The 14,642-nt window shown below is 38.5% G+C and carries 11 protein-coding genes, 1 tRNA gene and 1 pseudogene; 11 read left to right on the top strand and 2 right to left on the bottom strand.

Annotation, left to right across the window (positions count from 1 at the left end; all coding sequences use genetic code 11):
- Positions 1–51: 51 nt before the first annotated feature.
- The 7 genes from SJPD1_RS08155 to larB all read left to right on the top strand — a co-directional run bounded on the left by SJPD1_RS08155 (position 52) and on the right by larB (position 7,307).
- On the top strand, positions 52–1,461 hold the full coding sequence (locus SJPD1_RS08155) for a DASS family sodium-coupled anion symporter (RefSeq protein WP_096046712.1): 1,410 nt from the start codon (positions 52–54) through the stop codon (positions 1,459–1,461).
- Between the two features lie 159 nt (positions 1,462–1,620).
- The gene (locus tag SJPD1_RS08150) at positions 1,621–2,472 is read left to right on the top strand and encodes a fumarate hydratase (RefSeq protein WP_087438723.1); all 852 of its coding nucleotides are present in this window, start codon (positions 1,621–1,623) and stop codon (positions 2,470–2,472) included.
- Between the two features lie 10 nt (positions 2,473–2,482).
- A complete protein-coding gene (locus SJPD1_RS08145; RefSeq protein WP_087438722.1) occupies positions 2,483–3,046 on the top strand; it encodes a Fe-S-containing hydro-lyase in 564 nt (187 codons plus the stop codon).
- Between the two features lie 245 nt (positions 3,047–3,291).
- Positions 3,292–4,551, top strand: coding sequence for a lactate racemase domain-containing protein (locus tag SJPD1_RS08140; protein WP_096046711.1), 1,260 nt, complete (start codon positions 3,292–3,294; stop codon positions 4,549–4,551).
- Positions 4,552–4,560: 9 nt separating this feature from the next.
- Entirely contained in the window at positions 4,561–5,766 is a 1,206-nt protein-coding gene (larC, locus tag SJPD1_RS08135; protein WP_096046710.1) for a nickel pincer cofactor biosynthesis protein LarC, read from the top strand.
- Positions 5,750–6,559: an ATP-dependent sacrificial sulfur transferase LarE gene (larE, locus tag SJPD1_RS08130; RefSeq protein ID WP_096046709.1), complete on the top strand. Its 810-nt coding sequence runs from the start codon at positions 5,750–5,752 to the stop codon at positions 6,557–6,559. The genes larC and larE overlap by 17 nt, the downstream gene beginning before the upstream one ends.
- Position 6,560: 1 nt before the next feature.
- Complete coding sequence (gene larB, locus SJPD1_RS08125; protein WP_096046708.1) at positions 6,561–7,307, top strand: nickel pincer cofactor biosynthesis protein LarB; 747 nt, start codon at positions 6,561–6,563, stop codon at positions 7,305–7,307.
- Between the two features lie 7 nt (positions 7,308–7,314).
- On the opposite strand, the gene SJPD1_RS08120 is transcribed toward larB, so the two are convergent.
- On the bottom strand, positions 7,315–8,127 hold the full coding sequence (locus tag SJPD1_RS08120; RefSeq protein WP_096046707.1) for an AbiH family protein: 813 nt from the start codon (positions 8,125–8,127) through the stop codon (positions 7,315–7,317).
- A 36-nt stretch (positions 8,128–8,163) separates the two neighbouring features.
- Positions 8,164–10,065 carry a PilZ domain-containing protein gene (locus tag SJPD1_RS08115; protein WP_096046706.1) on the bottom strand — a complete coding sequence of 634 codons (1,902 nt, stop codon included), beginning with the start codon at positions 10,063–10,065 and terminating at the stop codon, positions 8,164–8,166.
- A 103-nt stretch (positions 10,066–10,168) separates the two neighbouring features.
- Between SJPD1_RS08115 and murA the strand changes: the two genes are divergently transcribed.
- From murA to SJPD1_RS08095, 4 genes and pseudogenes are all read left to right on the top strand, one after another.
- The gene (murA, locus tag SJPD1_RS08110; protein WP_096046705.1) at positions 10,169–11,437 is read left to right on the top strand and encodes a UDP-N-acetylglucosamine 1-carboxyvinyltransferase; all 1,269 of its coding nucleotides are present in this window, start codon (positions 10,169–10,171) and stop codon (positions 11,435–11,437) included.
- A 3-nt stretch (positions 11,438–11,440) separates the two neighbouring features.
- Positions 11,441–12,637, top strand: coding sequence for a molybdopterin molybdotransferase MoeA (locus SJPD1_RS08105; RefSeq protein WP_096046704.1), 1,197 nt, complete (start codon positions 11,441–11,443; stop codon positions 12,635–12,637).
- Positions 12,638–13,439: 802 nt separating this feature from the next.
- Positions 13,440–14,201 (top strand): annotated as a pseudogene (locus SJPD1_RS14975) (methyl-accepting chemotaxis protein); the annotation flags it as partial.
- A gap of 277 nt (positions 14,202–14,478) precedes the next feature.
- Positions 14,479–14,553, top strand: a tRNA-Gly gene (locus SJPD1_RS08095).
- The last annotated feature ends 89 nt before the right edge of the window (positions 14,554–14,642 follow it).

The raw sequence follows: 14,642 nt of genomic DNA, 5'->3' as shown, positions 1-14,642 counted from the left end.
TCAGTCTTAATTATGAGATGTTGAGTAAAATTTATTGATGGAGGTTTCGCGATGTCGAAAAAAGCAATATCCATGCTGATTCCAGTATTGGTAGTGTTAGTTGTGTGGTTTATCCCTGCTCCTGAGGGATTGAGTGCTAATGCATGGCACTTTTTAGCAATTTTTCTAGGAGTTGTTGTAGGTCTAGTTCTTGAACCAGTCCCTGCTGCGCTTGTTGGTTGGATTGGTGTGTGTTTAGTTGCCTTAATGGGCATTATTGATCCAAAACCTGCTGAGGGTATTAAGTGGGCACTTTCTGGTTTTTCCAACTCTATTATTTGGTTAATCTTTGCTGCGTTTATGTTTGCTGCAGGCTACCAAAGAACAGGTCTTGGTAAAAGAATTTCTCTTGTCATGGTTAAATTTATGGGTAAAAGTTCACTCGGTCTTGGCTATGCTGTGGCATTTGCTGACCTCCTTCTTGCTCCATTTATGCCATCAAATACCGCAAGAAGTGGTGGTACGATTTTCCCTATCGCGATCAACATCCCACAAATCTTTAACTCTACTCCCGAAAATGAGCCAAGAAAACTCGGAGCATATATTACTTGGGTAGCAATGGCAACAACATGTGTGACAAGTTCAATGTTCCTAACAGCACTTGCTCCAAACCTTTTAGCAATTGACCTTATTGCAAAAAGTGCTAAAGTAACTATTGAGTGGGGCGCATGGGCAAAAATTATGATTCCATTGATGTTACCACTTTTCTTGTTAACTCCATTATTGACATATCTTGTATATCCACCAACACAAAAAAAATCTCCAGAAGCTCCAATTTGGGCTGCTAATGAACTTAAAAAAATGGGATCAATCTCTTTTAAAGAGATTATGATGTTGTTATTTGCGGTTCTTGCTCTTGTTCTTTGGATTTTCGGTAAAGAATTAAGTATTGATGCTACAACTGCAGCGATTTCTATTGTTGGTTTAATGGTTCTTTGTAATGTAATCTCTTGGGACGATATTATTGGTAACAAAGGTGCTTGGAACGTTTTAGTATGGTTCTCCACTCTTGTTGCACTTGCCGGTGGTTTGGCAAAAGTTGGTATCCTAAAATGGGTTGGTACCTTAGCAGAATCTTCTCTAACAGGGCTTCCTCCTATTTCGTTGATGATTGCCATGATTATTGTATTCTTCTTATTACACTACTTCTTTGCAAGCGTAACAGCGCACGTTTCAGCGTTGGTTCCTGTTTTTGCATTGATCGCTGTTAAATTTATTGCACCTGAACAATTACCATCATTTATGATCTTACTTGCAGGTAGCCTTGGTATCATGGGTATTATCACTCCATATGGTACAGGACCATCTCCAATTTGGTATGGTGCTGGTTATATTTCTCAAGCACGTTGGTGGGCATTAGGAGCACTTTTTGCAGTAATCTATTTTGCCGTTTTACTTCTAGGCGTGTTCATTTTTGTATAATGTTATAAGGTACATCCCCTTTGTGGGATGTACACTTTTACAGATCTTTACATGTAAAGATCTGTAGAGGTGCCCTCCTTTTAAATGTAAACTTGAACACTGCACCTCTACGCTTAGTACTATGTGTGTGACCAAAACTAACTTTTTCGGAGATGAAAAATGAGAGAAATTAAGTACGAAGAGATCGTCAAAAGTGTAAAGGACATGATCCTTTATAGTGCAACCAACTTGCCAAAAGATGCTTACAAAGCATTGGAAGATGCATACAAAACTGAAAAAAGTGAAGTATGTAAACAAGTTCTTAAACAAATTTTGGACAATGCGGACATCGCAGCCAATGAAGCAAGACCCCTTTGCCAAGATACAGGCTTAGCAGTCTTTTTTGTCAAAGTCGGCGAAGATGTTAAGGTTGTTGGTGGTAGTTTGAAAAAAGCGATCAACGAGGGAACAGAACAAGGCTATAAAGAGGGTTACTTAAGAGCATCTACCTGTCATTGGGATACACGTGCAAACTTGAAAGATGAAATTGGTTACAACCTTCCAGCGGTCATTCACTTTGATCTTGTTGAAGGTGATGTATTGGACATTGAATATGCTGCAAAAGGTGGCGGTTCTGAAAACGTTTCTCGCGCAACTGTCTTTGCTCCTGCAAAAGGCCGAAAAGGTATTGTTGAATACGTTAAACAAGTCATTTCAGATGCAGGTCCAAATCCTTGTCCTCCACTTACTGTTGGTGTTGGTATTGGCGGAACGTTTGAAAAAGCGGTTATCTCTTCTAAACATGCCCTCTTTAGAGAACTTGGAAGCAAAAACCCCGATCCAGTTTTGGAATCAATGGAAGAAGAGTTGATGGTTCTTCTTAATAACTTAGGTATTGGTGCTATGGGAATGGGTGGAACAAATACAGTTCTTGGCGTTCATATCGAGAAAAACCCATGCCATATTGCGAGCTTGCCAGTGAGCGTTAACGTTCAATGCCACAGTTCACGTCACATGCATATCAAGCTATAAGGAGAAAATTATGAGCAAAACTTATCATTTAACAGCACCACTGAGTGAAGCAGATGTAGTACAACTTAAAGCGGGCGATATTGTTTATTTAACAGGTGTTGTCTATACAGCACGTGATGCAGCACACAAAAAATTAGTTGATCTTTTAGATGCAGGACAAGCACTTCCTTTCGATATGAAAGGCGCGGTAATCTATTTTGTTGGACCAACTCCTCCAAAACCAGGTGATCCAATCGGTAGTGCAGGTCCTACAACATCATACAGAATGGACTCATACTCACCAAAACTCATTAATGAGCAAGGTCTTAAAGGCATGATCGGCAAAGGTAAACGTAGTCAAGAAGTTTTAGATGCCTGTGTAAAATCTAAAGCTATTTATTTTGGTGCAACAGGTGGTGCGGGCGCACTTCTTGCTCGTCAAATTAAAAAAGCTGAAGTCATTGCATATCCAGAATTGGGACCAGAAGCTATTAGAAGACTTGAAGTGGTTGATTTCCCATTAACAGTTATTAACGATACATTTGGTGCTGATCTTTACAAAATGGGTCGTGCACAATACGAAGTGTTCTCATAGGACCTTCATTATGAAGATGAGAGCCGCTAGGCTCTCTCGTGTTCTTTGACTATTAAAATTTTATCAAAATCTATTTGGAATTTCTGTCTCTGATTTTTTTTTGATAAAATTTTTACTTTTTTGTTTTATCGGTGATAAAATATCACAAATAAAAGATTATATTGTTTTAATTGTTCGAAATAATGTGTGTTGTTGATTTAATGTAACAAGTTTTAAAATATATAAACGGTGATAAAGGATAATGTATGAAAGTTAGTGTTGGCTACGGAAAAGACGAAAAATTTGAGTTGGATATTAACGATAAACAGTTAGTGGGTGTGTATAATCCAAATAGTGTTCCCAAAATTGATTACAATAAAGCGATTGATGAAGCATTAGCCCATCCTCTTGGTAAGGAGAGTTTTGATCATTTTTGTGATACAAAAGAACGTATCGTTTTTATTGTCAATGATGGTACACGCCCTACTCCAACGCGTAAAGTTTTAGCGCGCATTTATCCCAAAATTAAAGATAAAGATATTTATTTTATCGTTGCAACGGGGTGTCATAGAGCGCCAAGTGAGGAAGAGTGGCATTTTATCTTGGGTAAAGAGATTTATGAAGATTTAAAGGCAAAAGATCGTCTCTGGAGCCATGATTCACGCAATGATGCAATGATTTATCTTGGTAAATCTACCAACGGCACAGAGATGTATCTCAATAAAATCGTTGCGGAAGCTAAAAAAGTATGTGCGATTGGCTCGGTTGAACCACATTATTTTGCAGGCTATACGGGTGGACGAAAAGCGTTTTTACCGGGTGTTGCGGCGTACGATACAATTCAACAAAACCATCTCTTAGCCCTACATCCCAATGCGCAAGCACTCAGTCTAAAAGGCAATCCTGTACATGAAGATATGATGGATGCAATGGGTGTACTTCAACATATTGATGTCTTTGCCATTATGACTGTTTTGGATAGTGATCATGACATTTGCGCGGTTACTGCGGGCGATCTTAGCGATTCATTCTATGCGGCTATTGATAAAGCGGATGAAGTTTTTTGTGTCAATATTCCTCAAAAAGCGGACATTGTTATCTCTGTAGCCCCCTATCCTATGGACATTGACCTTTATCAGTCTCAAAAAGCACTTGACAATGGAAAATTAGCGCTTAAAGATAAAGGTATTCTCATTATGGTGGCAAAATGCCGTACTGGTATTGGTGAAGAAGGATTTTTTAAATTGATGAGCTCTGCTCACTCTGCTCAAGCGGTGTTGGATAAAATCAAATGTGGCTATAAGCTGGGTTACCACAAAGCGGCTAAAATGGCAGAAATTAACCTTTGGGCGCAAAGTTGGGCGGTAAGCGAACTGAGCGATGAAGAGATGAAAGCAGTACATTTAAAACCATACCATGATTTGCATGTGGCTCTTGCTGACGCCATTAAAGAAAAAGGTGAAAATGCAAGTATTATCGTGCTTCCTTTTGGTTCAATTACCGTTCCAAAATTGGTCACTCAATAAGGATTGATGATGAGAGTTTTGTACTATGACTGCTTTAGCGGTATCAGCGGCGATATGAATCTTGGTGCACTTCTTGATGTGGGTGTGGAAGAAGCCTATCTCAGACAAGAACTCTCAAAACTTTCTTTGGATTCTGCTTTTGAATTGGTGATTCAAAAAGCTAGTAAAATGGGCATTAGCGGGACAAAAGTAACCGTCAAACTCACACCTCAATGGCATGTCAGCCCACATCATCATGAACATCGAACGTTTAAAAGTATTGAAGCGATCATTAACAACAGTACGCTTTCTCCAAGCATTAAAGAACGAAGTCTGAAGATGTTTTGGATGGTAGCTTTGGCTGAGGGAAAAATTCATGGAAAAGAGCCACAAAATGTAGGCTTTCATGAAGTGGGTGCCGTTGATTCCATCGTCGATATTGTGGGTGCTGCAATCTGTTTGGAAGCTTTACATGTAAAGAAGATTATGGCTTCAAAAATTGAGCTAGGCGGTGGGTTTGTGCAGTGCGCGCATGGCACTCTTCCAGTACCTGCTCCCGCAACGCTTGAGATTTTACACAATGTACCTGTAACGTTGGGTCGTGTGCCATTTGAAACAACGACGCCTACGGGTGCAGCGATCATCAAAGCCAATGTGGATATGTATGAAAAAATGCCCTCTTTGACGATTGAAAAAATTGGGTATGGCATCGGGCATAAAGAGTTTGATATTCCCAATGTGTTGCGTGTTTTTTTAGGTGAAGTCGAGGAAAAAGTCGCTTTTTCTGAAGAGGTTGTGTTAGAGACCAACATTGATGACATGAGCCCTGAAATACTCTCATATGTACAAGAGAAACTTTTTGAAGCGGGTGCTAAAGATGTTTATACAACCGCTATTACAACTAAGAAAAATCGTTTGGGTGTGAAACTGAGCGTTTTGGTTGGACAAGAAAAAGAGGCGGAAGCGATGGAGATTATTTTTGCCGAGACCTCTTCTATCGGGCTTAGACGTTCGCTTGTTCAAAAAGTCATGTTAGAGCGTGAGATGCAACGAGTTCTAACACCGTATGGTGAGATAAGCGTGAAATGTGTCTTTGCGCATGAAAAAATGCTCAAATACAAAGCAGAATATGAAGAGTGTAAACAAGCTGCTCTCAACCATAATGTACCAATTTTGAAGATTTATGAGAGCGTAACCGTTGCAATGAAAGAGAGACAAGATGACTCAAAAATATGAACATTTGAAAGAGATTATTGCTTCCTATGAACGTCTTATTGTGGCATTTTCTGGGGGTGTTGATAGTAGCTTTTTACTTAAAACTGCATATGATATTTTAGGATCTAATGCTTTGGCTATCACCGTTTCGACTCCGTATATTGCCGCATGGGAAATTAATGATGCCAGACGAGTTGCCAAGGAAATTGGCGTTTCGCATTTGGTGATAGAAAAGCCTTGGATTGATGCCATTCGCCATAATCCTGAAAACAGATGTTATCTTTGTAAACATGCCCTATTCTCTTCTTTAAGTTCTTTTGCAACAGAACATGATTTTAGTGCCATCGCAGAGGGTAGTAACGTGGATGATACCTTAGAGTATCGCCCCGGACGTGTTGCTCTTGGAGAACTTGGTATTAAAACACCTCTTTTGGATGCAGGATTGAGTAAAAAAGAGATTCGCTCTCTTTCACAAGAACTTGGGCTGAGTACATGGGACAAGCCATCTTATGCGTGTTTATTGACTCGGTTTGCGTATGATAAGCCTATTGTTGAAGGAGCACTCACGATGGTAGGTCGTGCAGAAGCGTATATGATTGCACAAGGGTATCCCCAAATGCGTGTTCGCTACGAAGATGGCTTGGCACGTATCGAAATGCCTCAAAATGAGGCTCTTCGCCTTTTGAATGATCACCATTTAAACGATGTAACGGAGCACCTTAAATCGCTTGGATTTTTACATGTAACGTTAGATCTTGAAGGCTATCGACATGGTTCGATTGCAGAGTCATTAACCATTTTGGAAAAGGTATGATATGTGTGGACAAGGAATAGAAAAGCTTTTAGAAGCGGTTAAAAAGGGTGATGTGAGCATTAAAGATGCACTCAAAAAGATCAAAGCAGAACCGTTTGAAGAGTTGGATTTTGCAAAAATAGATCATCACCGTGGCATTCGTTTGGGGTATCCTGAAGTCATCTATGGTGAGAGTAAAACACCCGAGCAGATTGCTCAAATTACGCAAAAACTTCTTGATCGTGACAATAACATTCTCATTACACGCACCAATGAAAAAGCCTATGAAGCCGTTCTTGGCATTGCCCCTGAGGCAAAGTACAATGTGATGGGTCGAACCATCACCATTGAGCGAGAAATCATGACGCCACCAGAGAGTTACATCGCCATCATAGCTGCTGGAACATCGGATCTTTATGTGGTGGAAGAAGCCTACGAGACAGCACGTATTTTAGGCAACCATGTCAAAAAAATTGTTGATGTCGGCGTGGCGGGGATTCACCGTTTGTTTGCTCACCTAGATGATATCCAAAATGCTAAAGTGGTTATTGTCATCGCTGGAATGGAAGGTGCACTTGCGAGTGTCATTGGTGGCTTAGTTGATAAACCCGTCATCGCTGTTCCTACCAGCGTAGGTTACGGTGCCAGCTTTGGAGGTGTGGCTGCACTTCTTTCCATGCTTAATAGCTGTGCGAGCGGTGTGAGTGTTGTCAACATCGACAATGGCTTTGGAGCGGCATATAATGCGAGTATCATTAACCATCTTTGAAAAAAGGTCAATTGTTTTTTGATGAATCACATGTAATAAGGTTGATATAAGTTTTAAATTTTGATACGTTATCAAAAGTATATTCATCAAGCATTGCCATAAGCTCTTTATAACCTTGTTTTCCATAATGAAAAAATTTCAATTCAGGATTTTCTTTATTTTTTATGATAGATAGTTCATGAATATAATCTGCAAAATAGGAGCTATCTGTTATTCCAAAAGAATGTCCAAATACAACTAAATCGTTATTCATATTAAGGAAGTTCATAATGTCTGATTTGCCAAAGTTCTCGTTATGAGATTTTTTGAAAAATTTATGCTTTTTATGGACTTTTGCAGTATCTTCAACACCAAAAATAATATCTTTGTTTTCAATTGATCCGTGAATATAAAAATGTTTTCTTTTTACTGCTATATCGATCTTTAGCATCTCTGCAACTCTAAAAATAGAATTAGTATAGTTAAAATTATATATTTTATCTGTTGTTGCAATTTCATTTCTCATCATTTGAAATGCTTTAGATTCGTGGTTTATTTCTCCTTCTTGAGCTTCCTTCAAATAAGCCATTAACGCAGTTTTTAATGCTTCAAAGTCATTTTCAACTTCTGTATCTTGAGCTTGAACTTGCGTAGAATATTTTGTTATTTCTTGTTCAATATCAACCCAGTTATTGAGTTCATTTTGTTTCGCTAAATAGACTGCTAATGAATTATTCTCTGCTACTAAAGATTTAAAAAAATCACTTGAAATAAAATCTGAGTAACTGGTTTTTAGTCCTAAATTTAAATCAAAACCATTTCCAATAATCATAATTTTCATGTTTTTCCTATGTTTAAAAATCTTTACATGTAAAGCCTAGTTATACGCTTTGGTTGCTCTTCTGATCTCTGAAATAAGCTCTTTTTGACGCGTGTACATGTAACGAAGCAAATAGTCATCATAAGGTTTTGGCAGGTTTTCGAGAGAGACAACAATTTTTGTATATTCATCGGTGTGCCCTATATAGGTTACTTTTGCCTCAATATCCATGATGACATATCCATTTTCACCCTCTTCGCATGGGAGTGAAAAATTGAGTCGTACATATTGACTCATCATCTCTTCTTCGCGGAAAGATTTGGTGACTTTCATCGCGATAGAATTAACGGAGATGTCGATAATCTCGCCTTGCGCGGAAGAGCGATGGGCGTATTTGATGAGAACAGGTGTTCGTACGTTAGTCTGAACACGCGTATGTTGCCTGTTGTTGGCGCTTGAGGCTAAAAACTTGAGATTTTTAATGATGACCAGTGAGCGTTTAATATCAACCAAAGAGATTTCAGCTTTGATGTCTTTTGGAAAATTGGGCGCTTGAAGGACGGTTTCTCCTTCGAGTTGCATTGCGTAGCCTTGAAGGTTTTCGCAGCTCATTTGGTAGCTGTCTTGGGCTATTTTTATGATGGCTGAATTGGTGTTAATGCACAAACCTTTGTAGATATTGAGCAGTTTGATAGGAATTTTATTATTAACACAGTTGTGCATCAAATAAGAAATTTGCTCTTGTTCTTCAATAACATTATCAAGGTAATCAAGCTCATAATATTTTATTTTTTCAATATCATGTGGCAAGAGATTTTTGGTATTGATTTTTTCAATGTAATCAATGACTTCGTTAAGATCATCCATTTCGATCTGGAAGGCTGAGGAGAGGATAATCGGTGTTATTTTTTCATTGGCAGTCGCTGAAATAAGCTCTTGTTGAATATACCGTGTTTGATCGCAAGCGTGTTCAAAAGTCTCTTTTTCACCCATTAAAATATAAAGATTAGGACTCCATTGGATAAGTTCTTGCCCCTCTTCTTTGAGTTTAAAGAGTTGAAGCATCAAATTTTTGAACGCATCATAGAGTGTTGTGCTGGTAAATGTTTTGCTCAGTTTATCCAGATTGGAAATATTAATAAAAATAAGAGAAATAGGCGTTTGTGTAACACTTTGTTGTGCAAGACGATCTTTGAGTTTATCGACAAAATCAAAACGATTCATGATAGAAGAGCAGTTTTTAGGCTCATTTTCAGGCTCATAATTGATGAGGGTGACAATTTTTTCGCTACTTTGTGGAAAAGATTTGATGACACAAAGATAGATCTCTTTTGCAGCAGAAGCTGTTTCAATGACAATACTTCCTTGTGCATCTCCATCTTCTTTCAGGGCTTCACATAACTCCTCGTCACGGTTCAGTTTTGTTTGAAGTGCCATCAGATCATTGGTTTCATAAAGCATTTTTGCTTTGGCATTCGCATACGTTAGGGTTTCGCCTTGAAATACTAAAAAAGGGAAAAAATGTTCAATTTTTTTCTCAAGTTCAATTTTTTGAAACGTGAAAAGTTTGTCGTCGAGTTTATTGGGACTTTTGGAAAAGATTGAAAAGAGGAGATTTTCTTCATTTTTAAGCGGTAAAACATCGGTAATCCCAAAATGCAATGCAAATTTGAGTAGGAGTCTATTCTCCACATCATCGGCAAAAAGATAGGCAATAATTGGTTTACGTTTGGCAAAAAGGCTGACAAGGAGTTTGAGTTTGTCTTTATTTCCATCGCCTATTTCAATGAAAAGTATGTCAGCAACAGGGGCAAATTTGATCTCTTTGGTCAGATCAAACGATTGAAAAGAGGTATGTTCTTTTTTAACGCGATCCAAAATGGTTAATTTTACTTCGTCAAAATAGAGATGAGCAATAGATTGATAGCGTGTTTCATGCAAAAACTGTTCTAAAAGCATCCGAATTCCTCACAATCATAGTAATTCAAATTCTACCCAAATTCATAGGAATTTTAATCATTTTTTAACTACAATAACTGAATCTTTTAAAAGGAAACAATGAATGATGTATTATTTGGCGATCAAAGGGAAACAAAAATTAAGTGGTTCTGTCTCAATTTCTGGGGCAAAAAATGCCGCGCTTCCCCTTTTAGCGTTAACACTCCTCTCAAAACGACCTATTACAATTTCAAATATGCCTCAAGTTGCCGATGTGAAAACACTGTTGCAACTGCTTACAAATTTAGGTGCAACCTTTACATGTAAAGAAAAAAATATTGTTGAAGTGGATGCTTCAACGGTTAATTCCGCCTGTGCCAATTATGACATTGTACGTAAAATGCGTGCTTCTATCTTAACACTAGGGCCACTCTTAGCGCGTTTTGGTCACTGTGAAGTCTCCCTTCCGGGTGGATGTGCTATTGGTCAGCGCCCGATTGATCTGCACTTAAAAGCGTTAGAAAAAATGGGTGCTGTCATTGAAATCAAACAAGGGTATGTTTTGGCCAAAGCACCTAAAGGGCTTAAAGGGACAACAATCAGTTTTGATAAAGTGACAGTGACAGGTAGTGAAAATATCATCATGGCAGCAGCACTTGCGCATGGCGTAACGACACTGGTTAATGTTGCCAAAGAGCCAGAAGTGGTGCAATTGTGCGAAGTTTTAGCTGAATCTGGTGTGAGTATTGAAGGTATTGGAACTTCAAAATTGATCATCCAAGGTAGTGGTGGAAAGCTCTTAGATATTCAAGATTTTCGTGTCATTCCTGATCGTATTGAAGCTGGTACTTATTTGTGCGCAGGTGCTATTACAAACTCAAAAATCACATTGAAAAAAGTTAATCCTAGACATTTGGATGCGGTTATTTTGAAGCTTCAGCAGATGGGTTTTAAGGTCGATGAAAAAGACGATACTCTCACCATTCATCCGTGTGAAAAAATTCTACCTTCTGACATTGAAACAACCGAGTATCCAGGTTTTCCAACGGATCTTCAAGCGCAATTCATGGCACTGTGTACGCAAGCAAAAGGCACGAGTATTATTGATGAGCGCCTGTTTGAAAACCGTTTTATGCACGTGAGTGAACTGTCGCGTATGGGGGCAAACATTAAGCTTAAAGGTCATAGTGCCACCGTTGAGGGAAAAGCTAAACTGAATGCTGCCGATGTTATGGCAACCGATCTTCGCGCAAGTTCAGCGCTTATTTTAGCGGCACTTGTGGCAGAGGGAACAACCAAAATTCACCGAATCTATCACCTTGATCGTGGTTATGAAGATCTTGAAGGTAAATTCTCACACTTAGGTGCGCATATTGAAAGACTTGAGGAGTAAGCAATGAATAAAGGGCAAGTGGTTAGTTTTGATGAGGCAGTCGCGCTAAGTCAAGATCTCGTATCGACCAAACCTTATTGTGTATGGGTTAGCGTCTTTGAAGCTCTTGGGCGAACACTTGCCAAAGATATTACATGTAAAAAAAATCTCCCTTCTTACAACAATGCAGCCTTGGATGGGTTTGCTTTTAAATACCAAGAAGGGCTCAGCGAACTCTTGATTAAAACAACGATTTTAGCGGGCAATGTGGTTGAACCAAGTTTAGGCGAAAATGAGTGCTATAAAATCATGACAGGAGCCAAAGTCCCTGATGATGCCGATACCATCATCCCGTTTGAGGATTGTCTTTTATACGATGAACATAAAATTATTCTCTCGCCCAATGTGAAAAAAGGCAATGCTCTTCGTCTCAAAGGCGAAGAAGAACGCGTTGGGGCTCTTTTACTCAGCGAAGGAACGTGCTTAAGCTCACGTGATATTGCTTTGCTTGCCTCACAGGGTATTAGTATGGTTGAAGTCTATAAAAAGCTTGCTATCGCTGTTTTTTCGACAGGTGATGAGCTCAAATCTCCTTGGGAAACCGCAAGTGAAGATGAAATTTACGACATCAATGCGCTCTCTTTGATGGCACTTTTGCGCGAACATGGTTTCGCCGCGCAGTATTGCGGTGTTATCCCCGATAATTTAGAAGCCGCAACCGCCTATTTTGCACAAATGAAACAGTATGATGTTTTAGTGACCAGTGGCGGCGTCAGTATGGGCGAAGCGGATTTTGTGGAACGGGCACTGCTCATAAATGGTTTTAAAGCTTCCTTTCATGGTATTAACATCAAACCAGGAAAACCGACAATGATGGGCAAGATGGGAGAAACGATTGTCGCTTCTATGCCAGGAAATCCCTTGGCTGCCTATGTCAATGCTTTTTTGTTTCTTATTCCTGTACTCAAAAAATTCCAAGGTCAAAAAAAGTTTAATTTTGAAGTGATCTATGCACAAAACAGTGAGCCTTTTAAAGTTAAATCAGGTCGTATAAACCTTGTCTTGGGCACATACGATGAGGGAGCTTTTTATGCATTTGATGGTAATAGATACGGTTCCGGCATGGTTAAACCCCTTGTAAACAGTAATGCGCTTTGGATCAGTGATGAGACAACAACACAAGTAGAAGCGGGAGAAGAGATCAAACTTTTGTTATTCTGATTATTTAGTTTTAATATTTTTTATTTATAAAAATAGTTTAAAAAACTTGACCTTTTAAATATTTTTTGGCTATCATGCAGCTATGAAAATAAGGAAATGCTCCAAATAAAGGTATGTGATGTTTACTGAAATTAGAATCTCGACAAAGCTTCTTTTTATCTCGTTTGTTACCGTTCTTGGTTTGATTATTCTTGCTTATGTGAGCATTAACTCTAGTGTTATTGGTAAAAACTCTTTAGAAACGATTTATGAAAAAAATGTAGTTCCCGATAGTGAAATTACAGCAGCACGTAGCACTTTTGAAATGGTTCTCAATGATCTTATTCATGTGACCAGTGAATTTCTTCCTACTGGTCAGGCAAAAGATCATATTCCGATGATTGAAAAAAACATGAAAGAGTTTTTTGATAAAGCGCTTAAAAGTGATTTTTATTCCGATCCTACCCTAAAACAGAACCTTAACGAAGCCTATGATCGTTATAGTCAAAAAATAGCACCACAATATCAACGTATCTATGCATTGTATGTCAAAGATAATCGTGAAGATATAGGCGATATGGCGGTTGAAATTGAGGCTGACTGTAAATATATATCACAGCGTTTTGATAATATCTCAAAATTTACCAATCAAAGAGTGAAAGATATTAGTGTTGAAATTAGTACTAAGCTTAAACAAAATCTTTATTTAGTCATTGCTATTTCATTAGCGATTTTAGCGATTACCTCTAGCCTTCTTCTATCTATTAGCCGTTATATTGTCAAGCGAATTGGGCGTATTGGAGATCATCTCTCTGACATCACGCAAGATTTGGCATTGAACCGTCCTTTGGAAGTCCTTAACCATGATGAAATTGGGCATATTAGTGAAAATCTTAATACACTCCTTTCAACGCTTCAGCAAGCCTTGATCAAAGCTAAACTAACGATGACAACCAACTCTGAAATCAATAAAAATGTGCAAAATTCTTCTCAAAAAATTAATAATCTTGCTGAAGATCAAGATCGTATTGTGGAAAATGTTAAAAAACTTACCTCTAAAATTAATCGTGAATTACAAGAATCACGAGATATTTCTGAGACATCAGCAACGTATATGAAGGAAGATTATGTCATGCTCGATGAAATGATTAAAACATTGGATCAAATCGTCGAAAGCATTAATAGTGTTAGTCAAGATGAACAACATATTTCCTCTCAGATGCATGATTTGGCAGAGCAGACAACCCAGATTCGTTCTGTACTTGATATGATCAAAGATATTGCCGATCAAACGAACCTTTTAGCACTGAACGCAGCTATAGAAGCAGCCCGTGCAGGTGAACATGGACGTGGTTTTGCTGTCGTGGCAGATGAAGTGAGAAAGCTTGCAGAGCGTACCCAAAAATCACTTTCTGAAATTGATGTCACCATTAGTGTTGTGGTTCAAAGTGTATCAAGTGCTAGTGAAAATATCAAAGAAAATAGCCAAAAAGTGGTTCATCTCAATGAAGATGCCATTAAAATTTCATCTATGGCAAATGAAACAAAAGAAAAGACTTCAAAAAGTTTAGAGATTACTAATGTAGCCTATGAAAAGGCGCTCAGTATTAGCAAGGAGATTGATAATCTCACGCAAGGAGTGGAAGCAGCAACCGGTCTTGCTCACGAGAATAAAAAGATTGCTGATAATTTAATGAGTGTCTCAACGAACCTCAATCTCTCAACAGCAGAACTAGAAAAAGAGATCACTATTTTTAAGGTATAACATTGCTCTCTAAGCCCTTTAAAATCTATTTGTGCTACAATTGTAGTCCAAATAGATTGACATAAAGGGTTTTTTTTGGTAGAATTCCGTCCGTTTTGCGGGAATAGCTCAGTGGTAGAGCACGACCTTGCCAAGGTCGGGGTCGCGAGTTCGAACCTCGTTTCCCGCTCCATTTTATTTTTACTTCTTTTTGTATCTTCCCTTTTTTCATCCGAACCAATTTATATTGACAAAACATATTGTATTGAACACGATGAGCTT

Source organism: Sulfurospirillum diekertiae (assembly GCF_002309535.1).
GTDB classification, from domain to species: domain Bacteria; phylum Campylobacterota; class Campylobacteria; order Campylobacterales; family Sulfurospirillaceae; genus Sulfurospirillum; species Sulfurospirillum diekertiae.
The sequence above is the reverse complement of the archived record's forward strand: the minus strand, read 5'-3'. Positions and strand labels throughout refer to the sequence as shown.